At 65.0% G+C, this 25,257-nt stretch carries 25 protein-coding genes and 1 tRNA gene; 9 read left to right on the plus strand and 17 right to left on the minus strand.

What is annotated here, in order from left to right:
- Positions 1-143: 143 nt before the first annotated feature.
- From GS424_RS14960 to GS424_RS14975, 4 genes are all read right to left on the minus strand, one after another.
- Positions 144-219, minus strand: a tRNA-Ala gene (locus GS424_RS14960).
- 101 nt (positions 220-320) lie between these two features.
- The gene (locus GS424_RS14965) at positions 321-569 is read right to left on the minus strand and encodes a helix-turn-helix domain-containing protein (protein WP_154332991.1); all 249 of its coding nucleotides are present in this window, start codon (positions 567-569) and stop codon (positions 321-323) included.
- A gap of 9 nt (positions 570-578) precedes the next feature.
- Complete coding sequence (locus tag GS424_RS14970; protein ID WP_160941264.1) at positions 579-1,106, minus strand: DUF2975 domain-containing protein; 528 nt, start codon at positions 1,104-1,106, stop codon at positions 579-581.
- A gap of 208 nt (positions 1,107-1,314) precedes the next feature.
- A complete protein-coding gene (locus tag GS424_RS14975) occupies positions 1,315-2,562 on the minus strand; it encodes a radical SAM/SPASM domain-containing protein (RefSeq protein WP_160941265.1) in 1,248 nt (415 codons plus the stop codon).
- Positions 2,563-2,859: 297 nt separating this feature from the next.
- Between GS424_RS14975 and GS424_RS14980 the strand changes: the two genes are divergently transcribed.
- Positions 2,860-3,774 carry a LysR family transcriptional regulator gene (locus tag GS424_RS14980; protein WP_160941266.1) on the plus strand — a complete coding sequence of 305 codons (915 nt, stop codon included), beginning with the start codon at positions 2,860-2,862 and terminating at the stop codon, positions 3,772-3,774.
- Positions 3,775-3,827: 53 nt separating this feature from the next.
- The gene (locus tag GS424_RS14985; RefSeq protein ID WP_154332987.1) at positions 3,828-4,016 is read left to right on the plus strand and encodes a phenylalanyl-tRNA synthetase subunit alpha; all 189 of its coding nucleotides are present in this window, start codon (positions 3,828-3,830) and stop codon (positions 4,014-4,016) included.
- Positions 4,017-4,114: 98 nt separating this feature from the next.
- Here the strand turns inward: GS424_RS14985 and GS424_RS14990 are convergent, their stop codons facing one another.
- Positions 4,115-6,010 carry a flavocytochrome c gene (locus GS424_RS14990; RefSeq protein ID WP_160941267.1) on the minus strand — a complete coding sequence of 632 codons (1,896 nt, stop codon included), beginning with the start codon at positions 6,008-6,010 and terminating at the stop codon, positions 4,115-4,117.
- Positions 6,011-6,237: 227 nt separating this feature from the next.
- Between GS424_RS14990 and GS424_RS14995 the strand changes: the two genes are divergently transcribed.
- Complete coding sequence (locus GS424_RS14995) at positions 6,238-7,215, plus strand: FAD:protein FMN transferase (RefSeq protein WP_160941268.1); 978 nt, start codon at positions 6,238-6,240, stop codon at positions 7,213-7,215.
- 12 nt (positions 7,216-7,227) lie between these two features.
- Here GS424_RS14995 and GS424_RS15000 read toward each other — a convergent pair whose 3' ends face one another.
- Together GS424_RS15000 and GS424_RS15005 are read right to left on the minus strand one after the other, a co-directional pair.
- Positions 7,228-8,640 (minus strand): response regulator transcription factor, encoded by a 1,413-nt coding sequence (locus GS424_RS15000; RefSeq protein WP_160941269.1) that lies wholly within the window; start codon positions 8,638-8,640, stop codon positions 7,228-7,230.
- A gap of 157 nt (positions 8,641-8,797) precedes the next feature.
- The gene (locus tag GS424_RS15005; RefSeq protein ID WP_154332984.1) at positions 8,798-9,142 is read right to left on the minus strand and encodes a Veg family protein; all 345 of its coding nucleotides are present in this window, start codon (positions 9,140-9,142) and stop codon (positions 8,798-8,800) included.
- 258 nt (positions 9,143-9,400) lie between these two features.
- Here GS424_RS15005 and GS424_RS15010 point away from each other — a divergent pair, with 258 nt between their 5' ends.
- A complete protein-coding gene (locus GS424_RS15010; RefSeq protein WP_160941270.1) occupies positions 9,401-10,888 on the plus strand; it encodes a YfcC family protein in 1,488 nt (495 codons plus the stop codon).
- Positions 10,889-10,988: 100 nt separating this feature from the next.
- Positions 10,989-11,174, plus strand: a complete 186-nt coding sequence (locus tag GS424_RS15015) for a hypothetical protein (protein ID WP_160941271.1) — start codon at positions 10,989-10,991, stop codon at positions 11,172-11,174.
- A gap of 7 nt (positions 11,175-11,181) precedes the next feature.
- Here the strand turns inward: GS424_RS15015 and GS424_RS15020 are convergent, their stop codons facing one another.
- The 6 genes from GS424_RS15020 to metG all read right to left on the minus strand — a co-directional run bounded on the left by GS424_RS15020 (position 11,182) and on the right by metG (position 16,590).
- Positions 11,182-12,132: a serine hydrolase domain-containing protein gene (locus GS424_RS15020; RefSeq protein WP_160941272.1), complete on the minus strand. Its 951-nt coding sequence runs from the start codon at positions 12,130-12,132 to the stop codon at positions 11,182-11,184.
- A 277-nt stretch (positions 12,133-12,409) separates the two neighbouring features.
- A complete protein-coding gene (gene rsmA / locus GS424_RS15025) occupies positions 12,410-13,333 on the minus strand; it encodes a 16S rRNA (adenine(1518)-N(6)/adenine(1519)-N(6))-dimethyltransferase RsmA (protein ID WP_160941273.1) in 924 nt (307 codons plus the stop codon).
- Positions 13,330-13,950, minus strand: coding sequence for a flavodoxin family protein (locus GS424_RS15030; RefSeq protein ID WP_160941274.1), 621 nt, complete (start codon positions 13,948-13,950; stop codon positions 13,330-13,332). Before GS424_RS15030 ends, rsmA begins: the two co-directional genes overlap by 4 nt.
- 5 nt (positions 13,951-13,955) lie before the next feature.
- A complete protein-coding gene (locus tag GS424_RS15035) occupies positions 13,956-14,609 on the minus strand; it encodes a TatD family hydrolase (RefSeq protein ID WP_160941275.1) in 654 nt (217 codons plus the stop codon).
- Between the two features lie 18 nt (positions 14,610-14,627).
- Entirely contained in the window at positions 14,628-14,930 is a 303-nt protein-coding gene (locus GS424_RS15040; protein ID WP_160941276.1) for a nitrate ABC transporter substrate-binding protein, read from the minus strand.
- A 70-nt stretch (positions 14,931-15,000) separates the two neighbouring features.
- Positions 15,001-16,590: a methionine--tRNA ligase gene (gene metG / locus GS424_RS15045; RefSeq protein WP_160941277.1), complete on the minus strand. Its 1,590-nt coding sequence runs from the start codon at positions 16,588-16,590 to the stop codon at positions 15,001-15,003.
- 379 nt (positions 16,591-16,969) lie between these two features.
- On the opposite strand from metG, the gene GS424_RS15050 reads away from it, so the two are divergent.
- Together GS424_RS15050 and GS424_RS15055 are read left to right on the plus strand one after the other, a co-directional pair.
- Entirely contained in the window at positions 16,970-18,280 is a 1,311-nt protein-coding gene (locus tag GS424_RS15050) for a lipase family protein (protein WP_160941278.1), read from the plus strand.
- Between the two features lie 110 nt (positions 18,281-18,390).
- Entirely contained in the window at positions 18,391-18,735 is a 345-nt protein-coding gene (locus GS424_RS15055; protein WP_160941279.1) for a GIY-YIG nuclease family protein, read from the plus strand.
- Between the two features lie 24 nt (positions 18,736-18,759).
- Here GS424_RS15055 and GS424_RS15060 read toward each other — a convergent pair whose 3' ends face one another.
- A complete protein-coding gene (locus GS424_RS15060; RefSeq protein WP_101723524.1) occupies positions 18,760-19,011 on the minus strand; it encodes a helix-turn-helix transcriptional regulator in 252 nt (83 codons plus the stop codon).
- A 9-nt stretch (positions 19,012-19,020) separates the two neighbouring features.
- The gene (locus tag GS424_RS15065; RefSeq protein ID WP_160941280.1) at positions 19,021-19,335 is read right to left on the minus strand and encodes a DUF6442 family protein; all 315 of its coding nucleotides are present in this window, start codon (positions 19,333-19,335) and stop codon (positions 19,021-19,023) included.
- A 198-nt stretch (positions 19,336-19,533) separates the two neighbouring features.
- Here GS424_RS15065 and GS424_RS15070 point away from each other — a divergent pair, with 198 nt between their 5' ends.
- Positions 19,534-20,322: an alpha/beta hydrolase gene (locus tag GS424_RS15070; RefSeq protein WP_160941281.1), complete on the plus strand. Its 789-nt coding sequence runs from the start codon at positions 19,534-19,536 to the stop codon at positions 20,320-20,322.
- Here the strand turns inward: GS424_RS15070 and GS424_RS15075 are convergent.
- Positions 20,319-21,737 (minus strand): DHA2 family efflux MFS transporter permease subunit, encoded by a 1,419-nt coding sequence (locus GS424_RS15075; protein WP_160941282.1) that lies wholly within the window; start codon positions 21,735-21,737, stop codon positions 20,319-20,321. The two genes, GS424_RS15070 and GS424_RS15075, sit on opposite strands and share 4 nt — an antisense overlap.
- A gap of 145 nt (positions 21,738-21,882) precedes the next feature.
- Entirely contained in the window at positions 21,883-23,529 is a 1,647-nt protein-coding gene (locus GS424_RS15080; protein WP_160941283.1) for an FAD-dependent oxidoreductase, read from the minus strand.
- Between the two features lie 186 nt (positions 23,530-23,715).
- Between GS424_RS15080 and GS424_RS15085 the strand changes: the two genes are divergently transcribed.
- Positions 23,716-25,137 carry a response regulator transcription factor gene (locus GS424_RS15085; RefSeq protein ID WP_160941284.1) on the plus strand — a complete coding sequence of 474 codons (1,422 nt, stop codon included), beginning with the start codon at positions 23,716-23,718 and terminating at the stop codon, positions 25,135-25,137.
- Positions 25,138-25,257: the final 120 nt, after the last annotated feature.

Genomic DNA, 25,257 nt, shown 5'->3' on the forward strand with positions numbered 1-25,257 from the left:
CAGGTCCCTTATATATATCCAATGCGACACAATGACAAATGGCAATACGTATTCAATTTTCTTGCATGCTTAGATAGATTCAGGATGTTCAAACATAAAAATCGGGGGCGAAGCCTGTAGCTTCGCCCCCGATCAAGGTTCCGTGGTGGAGATGAAGGGATTCGAACCCTCGACCCCCACGTTGCGAACGTGGTGCTCTCCCAGCTGAGCTACATCCCCACGGAGTAATACGCTTTCGCGCGAGGCAATATTTTGCCTGTATTGCGACCGTTTGTCAAATGGCAATTGCTCCCGATTTGAAAAATTCACACGAACGGGACTTACAGCTCGCCTTCGTCGTCGAGAAACATGGCGTCGGCCTCGGCGGCGGAGACGTGCTTGAGGATGTCCCCCGGCTGGCATTTGAGCACTTCGCACAGCATGTCGAGCGTGCTGAAACGGACCGCCCTGATTTTGCCGGTTTTGATGCGCGAGAGATTCACGTTGGTGATCCCCACTTTGTCAGCAAGATCGTTCAACGAGATATGCCGGTCCGCCATGATCTCGTCGAGATGAAGAACGATTGGCATCGAGCCCACCTACAAGGTTTCGTCCGAGAACTTTTGCAGAAGGACACCGTATTTGAATACGAAAGAGAAAGCAAAGACGACCGCAGCAGCTACCAAAGGGAAGAGATTCAAAGTCGGGGAAGCGCCCCCTACGGAAGCATCCATCCATCCTTGTTTCATGAAAGTCGCACTGCACGTCATTCCAAACTCCAAAACAGCATAAGCCAGCAATGCGATCGCGACCAGCCTTAGCCTCCGAACATGCAGCATGGTAAAAGGAGATTGCCCTTTAGAAGTGTCGGAGAAAACTCTGATGAGGGTAACGCATATCGCCGCCATCGCAATACCGCAAAGCACGTAGTTAACCAATGTAAGCCCGTTAACGGGATTGTCAGAAAAACCAGGATTTAGCAACGAGCAGATCATGACGCCAATCGATACCAACCACCAGATACAAAGAACGCCGAATACAGCAACCATTGCATAACTGATAAAGCGACATATTTTTCGGGTTTTAACGAGCAAGCATCCCGTCGCTTCCGTTTCCGCATCAAGCATTCGCGTCTCCATCCCTCTAGCTAATACCTTACCAGTTGAAATCATAGTATCGCAAAGACCCCTTTCATTATCTAACGAAAGGGGTCTTTGATGAACGTAAGTACAATGTTTGCGGCCGGCTTAGAACCCAACCGCGAAACAAGAACCATTGAATCCGATAGGATAGCAAACAGACAGCGTTTCCGCTTCGCTATAGAACAGCATTCTTTCACCTCCTTTGCTTTAGGGATTCGGACATGGCTTTTCCCAGGACGTCGTAGAATTCCTGGGTCATCAGGCAGTAGGAGTCTTTCGCCTCCAGGGTGCCTGATTCGAACAGCGAGCGGGCTCGGCAGCCTCCCCCGCAGATTCGCAGGTAACGGCACGTTCCGCAGTCCTCGAACCGCGCGGCGTCGAGCGCCTGGAACATGCGGGACACGTCGGTTTGCAGCGCATCGAGCACGGAGCCCGTGAACGCGTTGCCCATGGCGAGCTCGGGACGATGCAGCATGTGGCACGGGTAGACGGTGCCGTCGGCGTCCACGCTGAGCGACTTGCAGCCGGCGCCGCAGTTGCGCTTCACCGTGAGGTTCACGCCCACGGGCGCGTCCATCGCGGGAAGGGGCTTGCCGTTGTCGAGCGTCAGCAGCGCGCGACCGAGCATGCGCAGCTCGGACTCGCCGGGCAGCAGGCCGCCCAGCACCTCGTCGTTCGGCTCGCACGTGAGCAGGCTGAAGTTGAGCGATGCGCCCAAATCGCGGGAAAGCTGCACGTAGGAAGCCAGATCGTCCACGTTCTTCGCATGCACCGTGGGGATGATATGCGCGGGGATGCCGGCGCGCTGCACCATGCGCACGGCCTCCACCAGCTCGTCGAAGCGCTGCTCGCTGCGAATGTACGCCGGCGCGGCGGCCGAGCAGCCGTCGAACGACACCGACACGCAGTCGACGTTCGGCGCCAGGCGCTCAAGCGCCTCCTCGGTCATGCGCGTGCCGTTCGACAGCACGGTGACCGAGCCGATGCCGCAGGCGCGCTTCGCGTGCTCCACGATGTCGGGGAGGTCGTCGCGCAGGAACGGCTCGCCGCCCGAGATGATCAGCTGCGACAATCCGGCGGCGGCAAGCCCTTCCACCGCGCGCTTCATGTCGGACAGGGGCGCGTCGGCCAAGCGGTTGCGGTGCTCGTCGAGCGAGTAGCAGCCCGCGCACGTGAGGTTGCAGCGCTGCGTGACGTGCAGGTACGCCGAAACCGCGCGCGGCTCGGCCATGACGCGCTGGAAGAAGCCGCCGCGCGTCAGGTGCTCGAGCAGCGCAGGATCCACCGCGATCACCTCGTCCTCGGGAACGTCCTCCTCAAGCATGCGCGCGCAAACCGCGCCGCCCTGCTCGGTCAGGCCGATCGCGTAGCCCGTATCGAGGCAGCCCACCATCGGGATTCCCGCGAAGTCGAACAGAACTACCTCTTCGGTGAATCTCATACCAGCTCCTCGTCGTGTGATCGCGCCGCCCCCGGACATGCATGGTAGGGGCCGTTCCTCCCCCGTACACCAAGGAATACTATCATTCAATCAAACCTCGCTGCTAGGGGGCTTTTCAAATACCACAGCACCCCATCATGTAATGTGGCCGTTACATTTCGCGTATTAGCGGTCGATCTGGGCATTCAGTCGGCGTAAAACGTCGAAGCCGTCACCACAGATTTAACGTTTTATGATAAATTGTCTGTCGTGACGATTACTGCACAACCACGATCCTTCGCCGAAAGAGCCGCAGTCATGAATATCAGCCAATTGGAATATTTCGTGACCACCGTGCAATACGGAAGCTTCTCCATGGCTGCGAAGGAGCTGTTCGTCACGCCTCAGGCCGTCTCGAAATCGGTGGGCGACTTGGAGCGGGAGCTGCACGTGCACCTGTGCGAGAAATCGGGGCGCAGCGTGAAGCCGACCGACTTCGGCCGCATGTTCGCAGCACGCGCATCGGAAGCGTTGTCGTGTCTGCTGGACCTGGAAACGCTTGCGCGCCATCAGGAGCGCGTCGAAGCCGACGAGGGCCGCATCTCGCTGGCCGTGGCGTGCTCGCCCTGCCGCGGCAACGTCATTCACGCCCACAACTTCGCGGCGTTCGCGAAAGCGCATCCGCGTATCGAGCTTTCCACGACCTACCACTCCAGCGGCGCCTGCCTCGGCGCGCTCGAAGAGGGCGTGGTGGACGCCGCCGTCATCGTGGGACGCACCGGCAAGCCGGGCCTCTCGTGCGTCAAGCTGCTGGCGTTCCCGCTGCACGTGGCCGTGACGGAGAGCCATCCGCTGGCCGCCGCGACGTCCATCCGCATCGCCGACCTCGAGGGAACGCCCCTCGCCGCGCCGGAAGACCTGCGCTACTGCCGCAACTTCATCGCCGACCACCTGCGCGCGCGGAACGTGGAGCCGCACTTCGTCCCCCTCGAGCCGTTCGTGGACCGCAACCGGCACTTCCTCGAAAACGAGCGCGGTGCCCTGTTCGTGGCGCCCGACGTCGGCCTCGGCACGCTGTATCCCTCGGCCGTCGTGCGGCCTCTGCACGCGGAGGACCAGATGACCGTCCCGTTATGCCTTGCCTACGCGGACGCCGCCGAGAACCCGGTGCTGCCGCACCTTGAACGATACCTCCTTGCAACCGCAGCGCGCATACGCCGCGACCTACGGTGAACGCAAGAAACGAGAACACGAGCGAACCATCGGACTTGAAAGGGATGACGTTGATGAACACTCCCGCGGATCGTGAATTGAACAAACGCCTCATCGATATCTCCAAGGCTCTCAGCTCCCTCATATGCGGGGCTTCCACCAGCGACGATGTCGTCTACATCCGCGACGAAGCGCTCCATGCCGTGGCGGAGCAGTCCGAGATGGCTCGGCTGAGGCTCTCGCGCGCCGCATCGGGAAAGTAGCATCGAACGCAGGAAGGCCGACGCCCCCGAACGGGCGCCGGCCTTTCTGATTGAGATCGAAACGGGAAACGCGGGCCGACCGTCGTCGGTTACGCTCGTTACGCGTTCGCCACCGCCGAGGCACCGGCGATGCGGCCGAACACGATGAGGTCGGTGAACGAGTTGCCGCCCAGACGGTTGCCGCCCTGCACGCCGCCCGTCACCTCGCCCGCCGCGAACAAGTTGGGGATGGGGTCGCCGGCCTCGGTGCACACCTGCGCGTCGGTGGTGATGCACAGGCCGCCCATGGTGTAGTGGATCGTGGGGATGCGCTTCGAGGCGTAGTACGCCGGGTCGGACAGCTCGGTGCCGAGCAGCTCCTTGCCGGGCGCGATCTGCGTGTCGGCGCCGGCGCGCACGCAGGCGTTGTAGCCGTCCACGGTCTCGGCCAGGGCATCGGCCGGCACGCCGATCTGGTTCGCAAGATCCTTGATGTCGTCGGCCTTGAAGCTGTGGCCCTTCTCCACGAGCTCGGCGATCTGGTCGGCACGGTCGGACGCGATGTCGGTGGAGTCGACGAGCAGCCACATCTCGTCGTTCGGCTGCTCGAGGATGGCGTCGGCGATGGTGTCGCGGCGCTCGTCCTCGCGGATGAAGCGCTTGCCGTCGTCGTTGACCATGACGTAGTCCTCCACGCCCAGCCAGTTGCCCACGAACGTGGCCACGCCGCCGTTCTGCGGATCGCCCAGCGGGTGGATCTGCACGAGCTCCATGTTGCGCAGGCCGGCGCCCACGCCTTCGCCGAGGCCCAGGCCGTCGCCCGTGGACGAGCACACGTTGGACGAGGGCATGTCCTTCGTCACGCGCTTGTCGTACTCCATGGCCAGCTCGGCGTTGCGGGAATAGCCGCCCGTCGCCAGCACCACCGACTTCGCGCGCACGGTGACCGTCGCGCCGCTCGAGGGGCGCGTGCCGGTGACGCCCGTCACCTCGCCGCCCTCCTCCGTGAGCTGCTCCACCTTCGCATCGGTGTACAGCGTGACCTTGCCGCTCTTGTCGGCGCAGTCCTTCAGGCACGACACGTAGTAGCTGCCGCCCTGGTCGCCCTTGTTCTCCACCTCGACGGCGTGACCGCGCTGCCACAGGCCGCCGATGGCCGTGAACGGCTCCTTCTCGTACACGAGGCCGTGATCTTCCATCCAGTGCACGGCGTCGAGCGCGTTGTCGGCGAGGATGCGCACGAGCGCGGGGTCGCCCAGCTCGTCGCCGCCCTCGAACGTTTGCTGGTAGAAGAAATCGGCCGAGTCCTCGATGCCGAGGGGCTCCTGACGCTCGGGGTCGGGCGCGTTGAGCGTGCCCTCGCCGGCGTTCGTGTTGCCGCCGTAGATGTCCATCTTCTCGAGCATGACCACCGTCTTGCCGGCCTCGGCCGCGGTGACGGCCGCCGCGAACGCCGCGCCGCCGGAACCCACGATGCAGACGTCGCAGTCCTCGTCGATGGCGGGCGCAGGCTCGAGCCCCGTGTCGGCTTTCTTGAGAGCCTTCACGTCGCCGCCCGCCTGGTCGACGCACTCGGCCACGGCCGTGGCGAAGGCCATGGACGACAGCGACGCGCCCGTGACGGTGTCGAAGTTGAGGCTTTGGGACTGGAGGTACTTGTCCTTGAGGATGTTGATGGCGGCGTCGCCGATGTTGCGGCTTTCCTCGTGCTCGACGTCAATGGCGTCCATGGCGTCGTCGGTGAACGTGACCTTCACGTTGATGGCGCCGTTGCGGCCCTCGGCGCTGGCCTCGTACGTGCCGGCCTGGTAGGCCTGCGCGCCGGCGCCGCCGTTCGCGTCGGCCTTCGGCGAGCAGCCGGCGAGGCCGAGCATGGCCAGCGCCATGGTGGCGGCGCTGCCGCAGATGAACTGGCGACGGTTCAGCTGGAAGCGCGTGCGCACGTTCGCCTCGATGCGGCTCATGGCTTCCTCCATGCGGGCACGGGCGGCGATTTCGTTCGGATTCTGGATCATGGCTCCTCCTTGGTTCGATTCTGTTCCCTCACCTGTTCGGCGCGGCCCCTTGCCGGGCCGTCCGCCGAATCGCAATCGGCTGGCGGGCGGGGAGATCAGGGAGGGGATGCTCGCCGGCCGATTGCGATGGATCCATGATGCGGCGGAGGCGGGCGGCGGAACAGTACACGGACCGGGTGTTTTCGCAGGTTGCCCCATGACACGAACCGGGTGATATACTGTTCGGCATGGAATATCACGACGCATACGACCCCGTTCCGCTCGAGGACGTGCACGAGACGCACGGGCCCAACGACGCGGGCATGATGACGCATCAGTTCTACGCGTTCAACACGGTCATCACCTTGCAGGCCTACGCCGACGCCGCGCGGTGCGCGCCCGCGTTCGATGCGGCGCGCACCGCGAGCCGTGCGTTCGAGCGCCGGCTGTCGCGCACGCTGCCGCACTCCGACATCTCGCGGTTGAACGCGGCCGCGGGCGAGCGCGTGGCCGTCCACGACGACACCGCGGAGCTGCTGCGCGCCGCCGTCGGGTACTGCGCCGACAGCGAGGGGCTGTTCGACGTCACGGTGGGCTCGGTGGTGCGGCTGTGGAACTTCCACGAGGGCGTCGTGCCCGACCGCGCCGACGTGGAGCGGGCGCTGGCGCACGTGGATTGGAGGGCGCTGCGCGTGAGCGAGGCCGGGGGACGCGGCGGATCGTGGGCGCAGCTGGCCGACCCGCAAGCGGCCGTGGACGTGGGCGGCATCGCGAAGGGGTGGATCGCCGACCAGCTGGCCGCGCTGCTAGCGCAGCACGGGCTGGACGCGTTCGTGGTGAACCTGGGCGGCAACGTGATGGCGCACGGTCAGAAGCCCGACGGCAGCCCGTGGCGCGTGGGGTTGCAGGATCCGCGCGACAAGAACGCCATCGTGGGCGCCGTGGCCGTGCGCGACGCCTCGGCCGTGACGAGCGGCGTGTACGAGCGCTGCTTCGAGCGCGACGGCGCGTTCTACCACCACATCCTCGACCCGAAGACGGGTTTCCCCGCGACGACGGACGCCGCGGGAGCCACCGTGGTGGCCCGCCGCTCGATCGACGCCGAGGGCTACTCGACGACCTTGCTGGCGCTGGGGATCGAACGCGGCATAGCGTTCGCCCGCGCGCACGAGGCGATTCTGGGCGCGTGGTTCGTGGACCGGGACGGGACGGTGCACGAGGCGTAGGCGCTGCCCGCCCTACCCGCGCGCGATCAGGTCCAGGATCTCCTGCTTCGAGTGGACGTCGAGCTTGGCGTAGAGGTGCTTCGAATGGGAGCGCACGGTGTTCTCGCTGATGAACAAGCTTTCCGCGATGTAGCTCTTCGAGCGGCCCTTGCACAGCAGCTGCAGCACCTCCACCTCGCGCGCAGTGAGGCCGCGCTCGGCGCCCAGGCGCTCGCAGCCCTCGTCGATATGCGCGAACATCGATTGCTCGGGGGTGGGGCCCTCGAGGTCGGCGAAGATGCGGCGCTGCGAGAAGTTCCCCTCGTTGAGCGCGAACACGGCCGCGATGGTCAGCAGGTACGCCAGCACCTGCAGCACCATGGCGCCCACGCCGTGCACGCCCTCCAGCTTGCCGGCCACCTCGCCCAGGGCGAACGGCAGCGAGTAGGCGATCCATCCCGAGCCGAAGATGACGTAGGGCGACGTGCGCGAGTGGTGCGCCACGTCGGCCAGCATCGTCCAGAACAGCATGACCACGAGCGTCTGCGCGATGGAGATGAGCACGAGCGCCCAGCCCGCCCACGCCGATCCGATGACGGGCAGGAAGAACAGCCCCGTGGCCGTGAACAGCAGGATCGCCCGCCACAGGCTGGAGAACCGCAGCAGGCCGCCCTTCGAGAACACCCACCACAGCACGCACAGCGCCACGACGATCTCGGCCCCGTGGTGCGCGGACGTCATCATCCAGAACGGCGTGTGGTCGGCCTCGATGGGCATGCCCTGGATCACGCCGATGATCAGGCTGTACGCGGCAACGCCGAACATGATCTTCCACGGGATGGACGTGGGGTTCTCGTCGTAAAACAGCCGCGGCGCGCGCTCCACCGGCGGCTGCTTGCGCTGCGCGCGACGCGCCAGCGCGGCCGAGGCGAAGGGCAGCGCCATGAGCACGACGGCGGCCGGGACGGGCGGCAGCAGGTCGATGGGCACCTTGAGCGCGGAGCCCACGGCCATGGCGCAGAAGATGCAGGCGATGGCATCGCGGATGGCGAGCTTCGCGTAGAACGGCGCCCATTGCAGGTACAGCCACGCCACGCCGATGCCCGCCGCGATCGCGGCCACCGTGGCGCTGGCGGCTCCCGTGACGGGAAGCGGCACCACGAGCAGCAAGGTGGCCGCCGCCTGCAGCGCAGCCAGCGGCCAGTCCAGCTTGGGCGCGATGCTGCTGGCCTTCCCTTTCCAGGCGAGCAGCATCACCACCAGCATGAACGCCGACAGCGCGATGTAGAGGGGGATGCCGGTGACCACGCCGCCGAAGTCGAGGCCCGCGCGGTGCGCCACGCAGTAGATCCACACGTGCGGCGCGCAGATGCCCAGGTACGACACGTCGAAATGCCGCAGCACGTACGGCAAGCGCACGCCTTCCTTCGCCTGGTCTTGCGCCACGATCCCCTCCTTCTGCGTCGATGCCGATTCCGGCTCGGCTTCATCCCGCTATTCTATACGCTGACCTCGCCGCGCGGCAGAGGAACTCTCCCTAGAATGCAAAAACGGGTGCCGCAACCGCGACACCCGTGCCTTTGCCGGAACCAGCCCTGAGCCGTTAGGACAGGACCTTCTCCTCTTCCTGCTCGTCCACGCTTTCCGCCGCGGGAACGCCCTCGGCAGACTCGGGCACGAACGGCTCGAACAGCGGCTCGCCGTTCTGGGAAAGCTCCACCATGCCCGTCAGCACGTCGACGTACTGGTAGGACTGGCGGGAGGTGCGGCCGCGCTTGCGGTCCACCTCGAGGATGAACAGCTGCGGGTGCACCTGCATGAGAACGCCTTCGCTCTCGACGATTTTCGAACGACCCATGTTGGCCCGAACTTTCAGGCGTTGACCGACGAAGTCATGTAACGTATCATGAATGGAGTCGACGATTTTGGCTTGTTTCGCTAAATCCATGCTCACTCTTTCTCGCGTATGCCAGTGTGCAGAAATGACAGCCTAAAATTATACCACCTAAGTCAATACTCTACAGAATCTGCACGGATTGTCCCCAAATCCATAACAATTGATCGGTCTTCCAGGCAGGTATCCGCAGGTGGGATACGTGCCTGCCCCAATCCTAAAACACCAGTTGAAGCTTGGTGTTTTGGTCCCCTTCGCCCGGTGGGCAACCTATACTCTTCCCATCGCGGATACCGCCACAAAGGGGACACCATGGCTCGATCGACCGACAAGAAGCAGCGCGAACCGCTGTCTTCGTACAGCATCCTGTTCATCATCATCTTCGCGGTGGCCATCATCACGGTCATCTGCTCGTTCTTCACGCCGAGCATCAGCGCGGCGACGCTGCCCGAGGTGCTCGACTCGTCGGTGGAGGGCCTCATCGACGCGGCGGAAATCTCGTTCTTCCTGCTTATCCTGGGCGGCTGCCTGGGCATCGTCACGAAAATCGGCGCGCTCGACGCGGGCATCACCGCGCTCGTGCGCAAGATGAAGGGCCACGAGCTGCTGCTCATCCCCATCATCATGGCCATCTTCGCGCTGCTGGGCAGCTCGTACGGCTTTTGCGAAGAGGCGGTGCCGTTCTACGCGCTGCTGTCGCTGACCATGGTGGCGGCCGGCTTCGACACCATGGTGGCCTCGGCCACGGTGCTGCTGGGCGCGGGCGTGGGCTGCCTCGGCGCGACGGTGGACCCCTTCGCGAACGGCGTGGCCATCGACACGCTGCGGCAAGCGGGCATCGAGGTGAACACGGGCAACACCATCATCCTCGGCCTCATCCTGCTGGCGGTGTCGTACGCCATCGCGGTGTTCTTCGTCATGCGCTACGCGCGCAAGGTGAAGGCCGACAAGGGCTCCACCATCCTTTCGCTGCAGGAGCAGAAGGCCATGGAGCAGGCGTTCGGCACCGAGGCGCAGGAAGGGGCCGAAGCGCAGGAGGACGCGAGCACGCCGGCCATGACGCGCGTGCAGGCTATCGCGCTCGCGCTGTTCGGGCTGGCGTTCCTCGTCATGATCGTCGGCTTCATCCCCTGGCAGAACTTCGGCGTTGACCTGTTCACGCTGGGCGGCGTGTACGACGAGGCGGCCGGCGCGTGGACGGTGCTGCCGTGGAGCGCGTGGATCACGGGCGCGCCGCTGGGCGAATGGTACTTCAAGGACGCGTCGGTGTGGTTCCTCATCATGTCCATCGTCATCGGCGTGGTGGCGCGCATGTCCGAGAGCAAGCTGGTGAACACGTGGATCGACGGCGCGGCCGACATGGTGGGCGTCGCGCTCGTCGTGGGCCTCGCGCGCGCCATCGCCATCCTCATGGAGTCGACGCACCTCGACGTGGTTATCCTCGACAACGTGTCGCAGGTGCTGCAAGGCGCCGGCGCCGCCGTGTTCGCGCCCGTCAGCTTCCTCATCTTCCTGGGACTGTCGTTCATCATCACGTCGTCGTCGGCGCTGGCCACGCTGTCGATGCCCATCATGGGCTCGCTGGCCTCGTCGCTGTCGTTCTCGCCCGACGTGGTGGTCATGCTGTTCGTGGCCGCCAACGGCCTGGCGAACCTGTTCAGCCCCACCGCCGCGTTCCTGCCCGGCCTCATGATGGCGAAGGTGGAGTACCCCACGTGGTTGAAATGGGCCGCCGTGCCCATCGTGGTCATCGGGCTGGCCAGCGTGATCATCCTCACGATCGCGATGATGCTGCTGTAGGGCCAGGGCCGCCGGGGCCTGCCGCCCGCGGAGGGGCCTCGGGCGTCGTCGTGCACGCATGCTAGAATGAGCGCACGACGACGCGCGAAAGGACAAGCCCGTGAGCTCGAAGGAGCACAAGCAGAAGAAAGCAGCGAAGAAGAAGGCGAAAGCGGCGAAGGCCACGGCCGCCGTCGCGCTGGAAGGCTGCGTGTGCCCGTGCTGCAAGAAGCACTGCCCCCTCGCGAAGCCCAAGTGCGGCAAAGGCAAGGCCGTCCGCGCGAAGAAGCTCGGCGGCGCGAAGTAGCGCTCGCTTAGGCGTACGCGAACTTCGGCTCGATGCTTGTCCTGATGAGGTCGATGCGGTCTTTGGGGCGGGGTTTGAACAGCGAGGCGATGGCCACGACGAGGCCTTTCTCGCGGTTGAAGTAGATGCAGTTGCCGCCGTCGCCGAGGGCCGCGCAGGCGCCCTCGCCGGCATCGACGATCCACCACAGGTAGCCGTAGCCCTGGTCGATCTTCTTCCAGCGCGCGTGTTCGCGCAGGCATTCGTCGAGCCACGCCCGGGACACCAGCTGGCGACCGTCCCAGGTGCCGCCTTCGAGGCACAGCTGGCCGATCTTCGCCATGTCGCGCGGCGTGAGCGTGAGGCCCCAGCCCGCGGTGTTCACGCCCTGCGGGTCAACCACCCAGCCGCTGACGCCCTTCGCCTTGTTGAACGCGAGCTGGTCTTCCTTGCTCTCGAACGCGATGCTTCCCGCGACGTCGATGCCGAGGGGGCCGAAGAGGTGCTCCTGCGCGAAGGCGAGCACCGGCCGGCCCGTCGCCCGCACGAGAACGCCCGTGAGGATGTCCGGGCCGATGAGCGGCGCGTAGCGGAACTCCCCCACCCGTCCCTTGCCGCCCAGCAGGTCGAGCGACGCGCGCACCCAGTCGTCGCTGGCGAAGTACTTCGCGTAGGGGGCGAAGCGGTACTTGTACGGCGCGGTCATGGTGAGCATATCGCGCAGGGTGATGCGTTGGATGGTACGCTCGCCGCGCTTGACCGCGTAGTCCGGGAAGAAGTCGAGCACGCGCTGGTCGACGCTTTCGAGGAGGCCTTGGTCCAGCGCGATGCCGAACAGCAGCGCGACCACGCTTTTCGTGACCGAGAACCCATGGATGGCCGTGGTTTCGTCGCATCCGTTGTCGTACGCCTCGTGCACCATCGCGCCGTTTTTCAGCACGACGATGCCGGCTATGTTGTCGTCTAGCTTGTTGTCCATCGGAGTCCCTTTCGCTTGAGTTTCCCCAGCTTAAGGGCATTAAAAATGGATTGCAACCGATAAGGATCCTCGAATGGCGCACTGAATTGCAGGGCGATGTGCAAAAAAATCGGGTTTTTGGCAATCCTCTTCGGGTTTCGGCACCGCGAAACGAACCTCGTCTCGAAGAAACCCCCGGTCATGATTCTTCCGGCACGGTCGCCGAGCCCTCAGCGACCGGCGAAATTGCCAAAAACCCGATTTTTCAGCACATCGAGGCGCGATTTCGCGCACAGGGTCAGGCTGGCGTGCCGAGCTGCTGATAGGCGCGGCCCAGGCGGACGAACGCGGGGAGGTCGAGGGTCTCGCCGCGAAGCCTGGGATCGACGCCGGCGCGCTCGAACAGCTGCGGGAGCGCGGCGATGACGGCGGCTCCCTGCGGGCCGCGGCCGGCGAAGTAGGTTTTGCAGGAGTTCGACAGCGTTTTGCGGCGCGTGGCGAACGCGGCCTCGGCCATGGTGCAGGCGGCGGCGACGGCGTCCGCGTCGAGCTGCACGCCGTCGTCGTCGAAGACCGGGCGGCGATCGAGGCGCAGCACGGCGCTCTCGACGCGCGGCGGCGGGAAGAAGTTGCCCGGCCCCACGCCGAAGCGCCCCGCGGGCTCGGCGTGCAGGCGCAGCTTCACCGTGTAGGCGCCGTAGTTCTTCGTGCCCGGGACGGCAGCCATGCGGTCGGCCACCTCCTTCTGCACCATGACGGTGGCGCTGTCGAGCGACGCGAACTGCTCGAAGTAGTCGAGCACCACGGTGGCGGCCACCGCGTAGGGCAGGTTCGCCACGAACTTGTCGGGCAACGCGCCCGACGGGGCGCCGGCCTCGCGCAGGTCATCCATCGTCAAATCGAGCGCGTCTTTGCTGATCAGGGCGAACCGCTCGGACCAGGGCGCGAGCGTCTCGGCCAGCACGGCGGGCAGGTCGGGGTCGCGCTCAACCGACAGCACGCGCCCGGCGCATCTCAGCAGCGCGATGGTGAGCGTGCCGATGCCCGGCCCCACCTCCAGCACGTAGTCGTCGGGCGCGAGGTCGGCCAGCGCGACGATCTTCTGCAGGATGGCGTCGTTGATGAGGAAGTTCTGGCCGAGCGAGTACTTGGTGGACAGGCCGTGCGCCTCCAGGACGGCGCGCGTCTCCGACACGCTGGCCAACGGCGAGAGCTTCGTCATCGGGCCTGCCCCGCCCCGAGCGGGAACGTGCCCTCGGGGCCCGTGCACGTGTACGCCGAAGCGGGGTGCACGCGGCCGCCCTCGAACACGTCGGCGCCCGAGAGAAGCGCACCGTCGGCGCTGACGAGGCCCACCCAGTCGTGCACGGATTCCAGCGCGAAGCCCGCCACGGCCAGCGCCGAGCGCACCTCGCCCACGAGCGGGCCGAACCCGTGCGGGTCGCCCCCCTCGCCCACCACGTACAGGCTGGCCGGACGCTTCGGCTTGGCGCGCCAGTTGGCGTAGAAGTACGGCTGCAGACGATCGAGAAACGCCTTGAGTTGGGACGGAGCGCCCGCGAAGTACACGGGCGACACGACCACGAGCTCGTCGCAGGCGTTCAGCTGCTCGCGCACGCGCAGCATGTCGTCGGAGATGATGCAGTACAGCTCGTTGCGGCCCTTGTTGCTGGCGCACGTCTCGCATCCCGTGCAGGGGGAGATGCGCACGTCCGCAAGCGACACGAGCTCCACGCGGTCGTCGGGGGCAGCCTCCTCGAACGCGAAGCGGACGGCCTCCGCAACGCCCGCGCTGCGCCCCCGTGCCCGGGGGGACCCGCTGATGATGAGTCGCTTCACAAGCGTCACGCTCCTTCGTTCTTCTGCCAGGCGGTCGCCGGGCGATCCAGCAGTTCGCGCGCGTTGGCCATGAGCTGGGCGAGGAACTCCTCGCGCTGCGCTCCGGGCGCCCGTCCGCATGCCTCGGCCAGCCGCTCCGCCGTGAACAGCACGTGATCGGGCAGGCAGGTCATGCCGCGCATGGGCTCGGGCGTCATGTACGGCGCATCGGTTTCGGTGAGCAGGCGGTCCGCCGGCACGCGGGCCGCGGCCTCGCGCGTGTCGTCCGCGCTCTTGAACGTGAGTGCGCCGCCGAACGCCACGTAGCACCCTTCCTCCACCCACGGCTCGAGCGTGGCCCAGTCCAGGTTGAAGCAGTGCAGCAGCGTGCCCGCCTCGGGAAAGCCCTCCTCACGCATGATGGCCAGCGCCTCGTCGTGCGCCTCGCGCAGGTGCAGCGCGATGGGCAGCCCCGCCTCCTTCGCCAGGCGGATCTGGCGGCGGAAGGCCGCGCGCTGGTCGTCGCGCGGCGAGAAGTCGTAGTGGTAGTCGAGGCCGATCTCCCCGAGCGCCGCCACGCGTGGGTCCTTGAGCCGGCGACGCAGCTCAGCCTCGAGGCCGTCGTCGTAGAACTTCGCGTTATGCGGATGGCAGCCGACGGCGATGCGGACCCGCGGCACGCGCGGGAACGGGTCGCTTCACGTCCAGCCGACGAAGCGCTTGGCCGCGGCGGCGGCCTCGAACCGCCACGAGTTCAGGCGGTCGAACGTGGTGGAGCCGTCCTCGAACACGTCCACGATGGTGCAGACGAACTCCACCTGGTGCGCCGCGCAGCGCGCGAGCGCGTAGGATGGGTCGGGCAGCAGCTGCACGTGCGTATGCGTGTCAGCCACCGGCCCTTCGAGCTGCGGGGCGTCGACCACGCGGTACGTGCCGTGCTTGCGCTTCTGGCGGAACAGCGGGTCGTCGAAGACGGGCTCCGCGTGCTGTTCGTCGGTCATGGTCGCGTCCTCTCTACATCGCAGGTCAAGCAAAGGGGGTTCCGCCGGCCGGCAGGCCGGCGGACCATGGCTATTCCATGTTCAAATCGATGGCGTCCATGTCCAGGCGCGGGAACAGGGGGTCGCCGATCTCCACCGGGTTGCCGGCGGGCAGCTGGCCCCAGGCCGTGGCCGCCTCGACGTCCGTGACGGCCGCCACGTCGCCCAGCGACAGGCGACGGAACACCTCGGCCGACGTGTTCGGCATGAGCGGCGCCATGTACAGCGCGATGATGCGGATGGCCTCGAGCGCGTTGTAGATGACCTCGGCCAGCTCGGCCGCGGTCTCCTCGCTCTTCGCGAGGTTCCACGGCGCGCTCTCCTCCACGTACAGGTTCACGCGGCCGGCCAGCTTCTGCACCGCGGCGGCGGCACGGGTGAAGTCTGCGGCGCCCAGGGCGGCGTCGTATTCGGCGTACAGCTCGTCGGAGATCGCGCGCAGCGGGTTCTCCTTCGCCAGCACCTCGGCGGGCACCTCCGGCACAGCCGAGTCGAAGTACTTCTTCGTCATGTTGAACACGCGGCTGCACAGGTTGCCCCAGGTGTTCGCCAGATCGGCGTTGTACACCTGCACCATGCGCTCCATGGAGATGGAGCCGTCGGAGCCGAACTGCACGTCGCTCATGAAGTAGTAGCGGTACGCGTCCACGCCGAACACCTTGCACAGGTCGGCCGGCTTGAGGGCGTTGCCCTTCGACTTCGACATCTTCTCGCCCTTGGTGAGCAGGAAGCCGTGGCCGAACACCGTGTGGGTGATGGGCAGCCCGGCCGCCATGAGCATGGCCGGCCAGATGACGCAGTGGAAGCGCGTGATGTCCTTGCCCACGAAGTGGTACTGCATGGGCCAGCGGCGGTCGAACTCGCCAGCGCGCGCGCCCTCGTCGCCGTAGCCGATGCCGGTGAGGTACGCCAGCAACGCGTCGGCCCACACGTAGGCCACGTGGCCCTCGTCGAACGGCAGCGGCACGCCCCAGTCGAACGTGGAACGGCTGATGGAAAGGTCCTTCAGGCCGCTCTTCACGAACGACACGATCTCGTTCTTGCGCGTCTCGGGACGGATGAAGTCGGGGTTCTCCTCGTAGAACTCCAGCAACTTGTCGCCGAACTCGGACAGCTTGAAGAACCAGTTCTCCTCGCCGCCCGCCTTCTGCACGGGGCGCTTGCAGTCGGGGCACACGAGCTGCCCCTCGTCGTTCTTCTCGAGGTCGCTCTCGGCGTAGTACGTCTCCTCGTGCACGCAGTACCAGCCCTCGTAGCTGCCCTTGTAGCACCAGCCCTTGTCGTAGAGCTCCTGCCAGAACTTCTGCACCGTAACGGCGTGGCGCGGCTCGGTGGTGCGCACGAAGTCGGTGTACGTGATGCCCAGCATGTCCCACGCGTCGCGGAACGCGGGCTCCATGGAATCGCACCAGTCCTGCGGGGTCATGCCCTTGGCGGCGGCCGTGTCGGCCACCTTCTGGCCATGCTCGTCCATGCCCGTGACGAACGCGACGTCGTAGCCGTTCATGCGCTGGTAGCGCGCCACGGTGTCGGCCGCGATGGTGGTGTACGCCGTGCCGAGGTGCGGGGCCGCGTTGACGTAGTAGATGGGGGTGGTGAACGAGTAGGTTCCCTTTGACATGGTGTTTCCTCACATCTCGGGGCCGCGCGGCGCATGATGCCTCGTCGGCCGGTTTTCGGGCGTTGCCGCTCATGATGCGGCGTGCCGGGACAAAACCCACCAGCCGACGTTCGGCATCGGTTGGTGGCAACTGGCTATTCTAGCACGAGCCGCCCTTCTCCCAAGCGTCCGCGCAGATCGCGCGCGAATGTTTCACGCGGGGGCACCCATTCCTTACCGCACAGCGTTCCGAACCTTAAGAAATGCTTACAGCACGCTTAAGTTTCACTTGCGTTGTGTGAGGATCGGTCACCAAGGCGGCACGGCACCGTATACTGGCTGCAACGAAGGTTACCCGACCGCCGGCGTCCGACGGCACCCGAAGGCGAAGGAGGAGACGATGCAGACGAACCCCGTGCGACGCTTCGCATCGGTGCTCGGCTCCCTGCTTGGATGCTTCCTCCTCATCGCCCTGTTCATGGTGCAGCTGCGCTACCTGGGCTACGAGTCGGGCCTCGTCCCCGTCGCGCATGCCGACGCGAGCGCCGAGGTCGCGTACGTCTCGCCGACGCCGCGCAGCACCGTCACCGCCGAATACTGCAGCGAGGTGGTGGCCGCCCTCGACCCGGCCAACCCGTCCGGGCGCACGTCCACGCAGATGACGTTCGACGACTCCTGGTTCTTCCGCGACGCCCGCACCTACCAGCACGACCTGGCCACGGCCTGCTCGGTGCTGGCGGCGGTGTGCAATTCCGAATCGCAGTACTACGACGGCGTGGCCGGATCGGTGCCCTACGCCGAGCGGACGCTGGGTGCGCTGGGGTTCCACGACGTGCGCACCGAGTCGTACGCGATGCGCAGCAGCATCCTCGATGAGGTGAGCTCGCTGCTGATGGGGTCGAGCGACGTGGCCGCGTACACGCTGGCCAGCAAGACCATCGCCGCAGAGCAGGACGGGCAGCCCGTCACGCTGCTGTTCGTGGGCATCCGCGGCACGTACGGCACGGAGTGGCTCAGCAACTTCAACTTCTTCGGCCAAAGCGCGGGCGAAGCAGACCATCGCGGGTTCAAGGCCGCCGAGGAAGAGGTTGAGGAAGCGGTGCGCTCCTACGCGCACGAGCTGGGCCTCGACCCGGCCCACACGCGCATCCTCATCACGGGGCACAGCCGCGGCGGGGCCATCGCGAACCTGCTGGCCGCCGACCTCGACGCGCCCGAAGACGACGTCTCGGCGCTGGCGCCCTCGTCGGGCATCTACGCCTACACGTTCGCCGCCCCGTGCGCCACGCGCGCGGCCGACCGGCACGACGAGGCGTTCGGCAACATCTTCAACGTGGTGAACGAGGCGGACATCGTCACGCAGCTGCCGCTTTCCTCCTGGGGATTCGGGCGCTACGGCTCCAAGATCACCCTGCCGAGCACCGCGAGCGACGATTTCGACGACTCGTACGCCGTCGTGCAGACCGCCTACGAGCGCAACACCGGCTACGCGCTGGGATGCGACGAGGACGCGCTGAGCGCGCTGAGCGCGTTCGGCTCCACGGCGTCCAACCACGTGCCCACCCTCGACGTGCTGGCCAGCCCGCTGGGCATCATGGGCGCCGTGCGGTCGTTCATCGGCCTCGACCTGTCGGCCGTGCTCACCGCCCACTACCCCGACACGTACATCGCCTGGATGCAGGCCGGTTCCGCGCACGCCGAAGCCGCCTGACGCGCGGTTGCGAGGCAGGGCGGGATGCGTCGACGCCGGCACCGCTGTCGACGATCCGTAGATTGCGCTGCGGGGGCGTATGCGATACCGTAGGCTGCGAGGTGATACGCATGCAAACCGACCGACGCAAGGAATTGCGAGACGCATACAAGAGCCGCCGCCCCGACATGGGCGTGGTGGAGCTGCGCTGCATCGCCACGGGCGAGCGCTTTCTGGGCACCACCCGCGATGCGGCCAAGGAGCGCAACAGCCTGCGAGCCAAGCTGGACGGGGGCGGGCACCCGAACCGCCCGCTGCAGCAGCTGTGGAACGAGCACGGCGAAGACGGCTTCGCGTTCGCCGTGGTGGACACGCTCGAGTACGACGACCCCGCAGACGTGGAAGCCGACGACCTCGAGGTGCTGCGCGAGCTGCTGCTGGCCGCAGACCCCGCCGCCCGCAAGATCTGGAAGTGAGGAGGGCGCGGCCGAGGCCACCCGTCACTCGAAGTAGAACAGGTCCTCGAACTTCTTGTCGAGCGCGATGCACAGGACGAGGGCCAGCTTCGCCGTGGGGTTGAACAGCCCCGTCTCGATGGACGAGATGGTCTGGCGCGACACGCCCACGAGCTGCGCGAGCTCGAGCTGCGACAGCCCCGCCTCGGCGCGCGCCGCCTTCAACCGGTTGCAGAGTTCGAGCTCGCCGTCGTTGTCGTGCACATCGTCGAACCCGAGGGACGGTAGTTTGATCATCAGGCAACCCTACATCGTGGCGAGGACGTGGTGGACGATCATGCCGAGAACTGCAAGCGTCACCAGGATGCCCACCCCGAGGGCGGTTTTGTAGCGGAACTGGTAATACTGATAGAAGTTCATGGCCGCTATGCCCGACATGACGATGGCGAACGACACGTCCGTGCTTTGACCGTGAAGGGAATCCCACACGAACAGCGGCGCCCACACCACCAGCATCACCGTGACCATGACGTAGCTTGCGCGCCACTGCATCAGCTTGAACCGTTCGTCGACGTCTCCATTGTCCCGCCGGCTCTTCTCGAGGATCTCGTCTTTATCCATGCCGCACCTCCCCGCCGCGCCGCCTTCGCCTCCGAATGTTTCAATGTTTCACGTGAAACATTCGTTCGCTCATTCTGCCAAGTTTTCTTATCACGATGACAAGTATACTTGACACAATGGGAAAACGCAAGCCAGACGTTGCGCATCCGGAACCCTGCGCGGAACCGCAAGCGCGGTTCTTTTGCTACCATATCCGTCATGGAAACGAACGAACCCACATCCCCGGCCGAGGCCGTGCCGCGTCGCAAGCCGCGCAAGCTCGTCGTCGTGCTGGCGGCCCTCGCCATCCTGCTGTGCGTGCTGGCGGCCGCGTTCTTCGCGTACGCGAGCGACTCGTACCACGACCTCGACGCGAACCACCGCAACCTCGTGTCCACCGAGGCGCTGCCCGTCCAACAGGGAACCAACTATCTGGCGTTCGGCGACCCCGACGCGGAGGTCGGCCTCGTGTTCTACCCCGGCGCGAAGGTGGAGTACAGCGCGTACGCGCCGCTCATGCGCGACCTGGCCGACCGCGGCTACCTGGCCGTGGTGGTGCAGATGCCGTTCAACTTCGCCTTCTTCGACATCAACGCCGCCGACCGGGTGCGCGCGGACTTCCCCGCCGTGGACGCGTGGTGGGTGGGCGGCCATTCGCTGGGCGGCTCGATGGCGGCGCAGTACGCGGCCGACCATGCCGACGACGGCGCGCTCGACGGCCTCGTGCTGCTGGGCTCTTACTCTGCCAGCGACCTGTCGGACACCGACTTGGGCGTCATCTCGCTCTACGGCTCGAACGACCAGGTGCTCAACCGCACCAAGCTCGAGGACAACGCCGACCTGCTGCCCGAGGGGGCCGAAACCGTGGAGATCGAGGGCGGCAACCATGCGAGCTTCGGCACCTACGGCCCGCAAAACGGCGACGGCGAGGCCACCATCACCCCCGCCGACCAGCAAACCCAAACCGCCGACGCCATCGACGCCTACATCGAAACCGCCCGCTCCTAGCCCTTCGCGCGTCCCTTCCGCGGCAGGAACGCCATGCCGGCAACGAAGCCCACCGCGATGAGGGCCGCCTGCACTTCGAAGCTCACGCCGAAGCCGAAGGCATCCACGCCCAGCTCGTTGGCCGACGTCCAAGCCATGACGGCGATGAGCGCCGACGACGAGAGCGCGCCGAAGATCTGGCGGAACGACGTGATGATGGCCGTGCCCTGCGCGATGTCCTCGAGGGGCAGCGCCGCGCACGCATGGGCGGTCATCGGCATCATGAGGCACGCGACGCCCACGGTGCGCACGCCGTACAGCACGGTCACCGCCCACTCGGGCGTGCTCGCGTCGCAAGCCGCGAACGCCAGCGTGCCCGCCGCGAGCACGATGCTCCCCACCACGATGAGGGGCCGCGCGCCATGGCGATCGAGCAGCCGCCCCGTCACCGGGTTCAAGAACCCCAGCAGCACCGCGCCCGGCAGGATGGTCAGCCCCGACACCGTGGCGCTGCCGCCTTGCACGTCCTGCACGAACAGCGGCACCATGATGGATCCGGCCATGAACGCCATCTGCGACACCATCACGAGCATCGTCGACACGGCGAACGTGCGGTTGCGGAAGCACGAGAGCTTGAGCAGCGGATGCTCGATGCGCAGCTGACGGCGAGCGAACGCGAAGAGCGCCCCGGCCCCGCCCGCGAGCGCCGCCAGCGACACGGGGTCGAAGGCGCCGTCGGACTCCATCACCGTCGTCCCCAGCATGATGGCGCAGAAGCCCACCGTGTACAGCAGACCCGACGGCACGTCGAAGCGCTCGCGCGGCCCTTCGCGCTTCACCGCGTCGGTGAGCACGAAGAACGAGAGCGCCACGACGACCACCGTCACGGCGCCCAGCACCACGAACACCGACCGCCATCCCCAGAAGTCGATGAGGAAACCCGACACGGTGGGGCCGATGGCGGGCGCGAAGCCGATGATGAGGCCCACGAGGCCCATCGCGCGACCGTACTCGCTTTTCGGATACACCGACAGAGCCACCACCTGGATGAGCGGCAGCGCGATGCCCGCGCCGCCTGCTTGCAGCAGGCGCGAGATCAGCAGCAGCGGGTAGTTCGGCGCCACGAGCGCGGCCGCGCAACCCGCGACGAAGCACACCATGGATGCGATGAACAGGTTCTTCGAGTTGACGCGATGGACGAGGTACGCCGTCATGGCCGAGATGAGCCCGAGTGTGAAGATGTAGGACGTGGTGAGCAGCTGGCCGAGCGAGGCGTTCACGCCGTACTCGTGCATGATGGTGGGCAGCGCGGCGATCATCATGCTCTGCGAGATGCAGGCGGCGGTGGTGCCGGCCATCATGACCGCGAGCACCACGGTGCGCTGCCGTTTCGGCAGCCCGTCGACCTCCCGATCTGTTGGGTTCGCTCGCTCCATACCCCCATGATAGCAGCGTGTGCAAGAGGCACGAGAAGAACGGGCGCGCAACGAAGCGGGGAGGCCCGCCGAACGGCAAGCCTCCCCGCATCAACGCGTCAGCGCAAGGGAGGGAATGCACCGACCGCATAAGACAGGGCTCGTTCTAGCCTTCTTCCACTATGCTGCGCGCAGCAATCCGACCGAACGCGAGGCATTCGCTGATATTGCCGGCACCTTGGTACTTGTCGCACCAAACAGACCCGAACTCGCCAGCCGAATACAAGCGAGGGATCGGATTTCCGTCCAAATCGAGGATTTGCGCTTTCTCGTTGCGGCGCGGGCCTCCATCGGTGTTGAGCACTTCGGGAAGGCATTTCACCGCATAGAACGGCGGCTTGTCGATAGGCACGAGCGTATCGGCAGGACGATGGAACTGGGCGTCATCGCCCGCAGCGCACGCATCGTTCCAAACGGCGATCGTGTTCGTCAACTCCTCAACGGGGACGCCCATGAGACTTGCCAGCTCTTCGATGCTAGCAGCGGCATAGCCGTAACCGTCGGCGACAGGATCGACCTCGAACTCGTTCTGCGTGGTCTGAGTTTGCGTTTGCAGCGTGTTCGTTGAAGCGTATTTACCCAGGTAGGCGCTGTTCGCCAGCCCATTGCTATCGAATACGAACCAGGAAACGACAGGCTGCTGCACATGGTTCCAATCACCGCCGACGTTCTGATGACCATGCCGGCATCCGTAGTTCAGCGAGAGATCGGTGCCGGCCCAATCTTTGTACATGGTGGTGCCGTCCCAATCCATGTAGTAGCGGCGACCGTTCACCCCGACGCTGATACCCTGATTCTTCTTGAGCATGCGATAGGGAGCCATCTCCGAACCGTCGAGCTTAACGGCATTGTTCCACCCGCCGGCATAACTGTTCATGTGCCACATATCGGCACCCAACTTGCCGCAGATACGGTGGCCGTCCCCGGTGTTGCACACGCCGGCAGCAGGGTGCGACCGCGGATACGACAGGTAATCCTGCTTCATAACCTCGTCGTTTTCAAAACCTCCGCACGTCATGACGACCCCTTTGTTCGCCTTCACGTACACGCTCTTCGAACCGTCTTCGTAGACGCCGCCTATCACGGACGCACCCTCCGGGTCCTGAACGAGCGCCGTCAGCGGCGCGTTCGTCTTGCGCTCGACAACCTCCCCCTTCTTCTGCAGCACCGAATCGAGGAACTTCACCACATGGGTCATCCCATCGGGGTCTTCCTTGTCGAAAAGAACGGCTTTCGAAGCGAACGCGTGGGGCAGCTCGCACCATTCGCACCCATGCCCCGGGTAATCCTTGATCATGGTTTGCGTAGCGCCCAGGCCGAACAGCCATTCCTTGTGCCCGACTATCTCTTCCGCGAAGGCTTTGAGGACCTCATCCGGCGTTCCCGAATATTCCCCACGCAGCTCTTTCAGGTATTCGAAGATGTCGGCAGCGTTCTCGCCCGTGAAAATGACGCCCGACGAGAACACGCTGTTGCCATTGCCCAGCTCCGATCCTCCTTTTTCCAGCAGGAGAACCTTGAGGGCAGGATCCGCCTCGGAAAGGGCAATCGCCGTCGCCATGCCAGCGGCACCCCCTCCCACCACGAGAACGTCGCACTCCTCGTCCCATGCGATATCCGCCACCGAGGAGGCCGCATCGTTTTCCGGGTTCTTTGCGGCGCACCCCGTTGCTCCAAGCGCAAGCGCTCCGAGCGTCGCCGCTCCAGCCGCTTTGATGAAGCTCCTCCTGGTTTGAAACAACGAATCGGTCATGACGCTCCCCTTTCCCTTCAGCTCCTACCGCTCAGCTTCGCGGCTCAGCGACCATGCTAGAGTCGAAGTACTTGCTCGCATGAGTGCGAAAAGGAGACAATCCAAAAAAGCTGTCACCCGAAAAGGAGACATTTTTCGATACCGCGTTTCGCGTGCTGTACTATAAAAGCTGGGGAGGGTGGAGCCATGGGGCCAAAACGCAAGAAGATCGTTCTGCCGATACCGAGCGGATTGGCGTACGTTGGGGAATCCATAGGATTCTGGGGCTGGTACAGCGTAGGCTACTGGATAAGCTACCGCTTGTTTTTGTATGCGGGAGACCTCTGGTGGCTCAATTACTTTGGGTTTTGCGGAGTCGCCTGCATCCTGTTCGCCGTCATGCTGTGGCGTTTCCGACTCTCGAAATTCGTTACCAGAACGCTCGACATTGGATTGTGCCTAGCAGGACTTGCCTCCGTCGCCATCCTCTCGAACGGGACATGGGCTAGCAACAAGTCGATCCTCATCGTGGGTGCGATATTCGCTGGCGCGTTTCTTGCCTGGGTCGTCTCCCGCTGGGGAACCCACTACGCGTCGAAGGATGCTCGCGAAGACTTGACATGCATGCTGGTAGGCATCATCTGCATCTCGGTCGTGAAGGTGGCCACGGGCCTTCTTCCCGCGATCTCCCCCTACCTCATCGGCATCATCGCGGCGGCGACCACGGTCGCCTTACGGGGAAAGGACGTCTCTCGGCAGAACGCGCGCCTACAGGAGCCTTACACGATGCGCACGTTCTTCTCGCTCTGGCAAACGCTGCTCGCCATTATCGTGTTCTTCGTCCTGTGGTCCTTCCTCAACGTCGCCCTCAATCTGAACGTTGGACACTTCGCTTTAGCAGGCAGCTCGTCTCCCTGGCAGCTGCTGCTAGCCCAGGCTATCGACATAGGATTCAGCGTGTTCATGCTGCATTGGACGGTCAGGCTCAAACGATCCATCGATTGGACGTTCTTCTGGCAAGTCGCCTATTTCTGCCTCGGCATCGGGCTGCTGGCCATGTCACTCTTCGGAGCCACAAGCATCGTCCAGGTATTTTTGAGCGCCTCCTCGCAGCCGGTGTTCATTTTCCTGATCTACTTCCTTATCCGATTGGCGCGCAGGAGCGCTTACGCCCCATCGGTCGTGATAGCCGGAGGTTATGCGATCATATCCATTCTGGATTGGTCGGTGAGATCGTTCGTAACCTACTTCCATATCGTTCCCCAGAACGTATCGCTTTCGTCGGTTCTCCTGTTCGTCATTTTGTTCGTCATCGTCTTTCTGCTGCCGGCGCGCTCTCCTGGAATGCAGTTCCTCACGTCCGAAATCAGCAAGCGAGAGCGCGTTTCCAAGGCATCGGACATGCAGCGATGCAGCGCGCTTGCCAAGAAGTGCAAGCTGACCGCACGCGAACTCGATACGCTCATGTTGCTGATCAGAGGACGTTCAACCCCGTACATCGCCGAAACGCTCTACCTTTCCGAGAACACCGTGAAAACCTATCGGCGCAGGATATACGCCAAGCTGGGCATACATAACAAGCAGGAGCTGATCGACCTCATCGAGCAGGATCGAAGGCCTCCTGCGTGAGCCCTTGCCGCCGCTCGGTCGTCGCATGCGGCGGTTGGGCGGGCGCTGGGGCGGGCGCGGGCGCACAACCGGGGGTTGAGTTTGGAGGGAAATCGCTCAACGAGTGCGCGCGCAACGGAT

The sequence above is a fragment of the Eggerthella guodeyinii genome (assembly GCF_009834925.2).
Lineage (GTDB): Bacteria > Actinomycetota > Coriobacteriia > Coriobacteriales > Eggerthellaceae > Eggerthella > Eggerthella guodeyinii.

Excerpts from the sequence above, each read along its gene's own strand:
- GS424_RS15040 (WP_160941276.1), bottom strand. The coding sequence starts at position 14,930 with ATGACCGACGAACAGCACGCGGAGCCCGTCTTCGACGACCCGCTGTTC.
- GS424_RS14970 (WP_160941264.1), bottom strand. The coding sequence starts at position 1,106 with ATGCTTGATGCGGAAACGGAAGCGACGGGATGCTTGCTCGTTAAAACC.
- GS424_RS15055 (WP_160941279.1), top strand. The coding sequence starts at position 18,391 with ATGCAAACCGACCGACGCAAGGAATTGCGAGACGCATACAAGAGCCGC.
- GS424_RS14975 (WP_160941265.1), bottom strand. The coding sequence starts at position 2,562 with ATGAGATTCACCGAAGAGGTAGTTCTGTTCGACTTCGCGGGAATCCCG.
- GS424_RS14980 (WP_160941266.1), top strand. The coding sequence starts at position 2,860 with ATGAATATCAGCCAATTGGAATATTTCGTGACCACCGTGCAATACGGA.
- rsmA (WP_160941273.1), bottom strand. The coding sequence starts at position 13,333 with ATGACGAAGCTCTCGCCGTTGGCCAGCGTGTCGGAGACGCGCGCCGTC.
- GS424_RS15080 (WP_160941283.1), bottom strand. The coding sequence starts at position 23,529 with ATGACCGATTCGTTGTTTCAAACCAGGAGGAGCTTCATCAAAGCGGCT.
- GS424_RS15050 (WP_160941278.1), top strand. The coding sequence starts at position 16,970 with ATGCAGACGAACCCCGTGCGACGCTTCGCATCGGTGCTCGGCTCCCTG.
- GS424_RS15075 (WP_160941282.1), bottom strand. The coding sequence starts at position 21,737 with ATGGAGCGAGCGAACCCAACAGATCGGGAGGTCGACGGGCTGCCGAAA.
- GS424_RS15065 (WP_160941280.1), bottom strand. The coding sequence starts at position 19,335 with ATGGATAAAGACGAGATCCTCGAGAAGAGCCGGCGGGACAATGGAGAC.
- GS424_RS15085 (WP_160941284.1), top strand. The coding sequence starts at position 23,716 with ATGGGGCCAAAACGCAAGAAGATCGTTCTGCCGATACCGAGCGGATTG.
- GS424_RS15010 (WP_160941270.1), top strand. The coding sequence starts at position 9,401 with ATGGCTCGATCGACCGACAAGAAGCAGCGCGAACCGCTGTCTTCGTAC.
- GS424_RS14965 (WP_154332991.1), bottom strand. The coding sequence starts at position 569 with ATGCCAATCGTTCTTCATCTCGACGAGATCATGGCGGACCGGCATATC.
- GS424_RS14995 (WP_160941268.1), top strand. The coding sequence starts at position 6,238 with ATGGAATATCACGACGCATACGACCCCGTTCCGCTCGAGGACGTGCAC.
- GS424_RS15005 (WP_154332984.1), bottom strand. The coding sequence starts at position 9,142 with ATGGATTTAGCGAAACAAGCCAAAATCGTCGACTCCATTCATGATACG.
- metG (WP_160941277.1), bottom strand. The coding sequence starts at position 16,590 with ATGTCAAAGGGAACCTACTCGTTCACCACCCCCATCTACTACGTCAAC.
- GS424_RS15070 (WP_160941281.1), top strand. The coding sequence starts at position 19,534 with ATGGAAACGAACGAACCCACATCCCCGGCCGAGGCCGTGCCGCGTCGC.
- GS424_RS15060 (WP_101723524.1), bottom strand. The coding sequence starts at position 19,011 with ATGATCAAACTACCGTCCCTCGGGTTCGACGATGTGCACGACAACGAC.
- GS424_RS14985 (WP_154332987.1), top strand. The coding sequence starts at position 3,828 with ATGAACACTCCCGCGGATCGTGAATTGAACAAACGCCTCATCGATATC.
- GS424_RS14990 (WP_160941267.1), bottom strand. The coding sequence starts at position 6,010 with ATGATCCAGAATCCGAACGAAATCGCCGCCCGTGCCCGCATGGAGGAA.
- GS424_RS15020 (WP_160941272.1), bottom strand. The coding sequence starts at position 12,132 with ATGGACAACAAGCTAGACGACAACATAGCCGGCATCGTCGTGCTGAAA.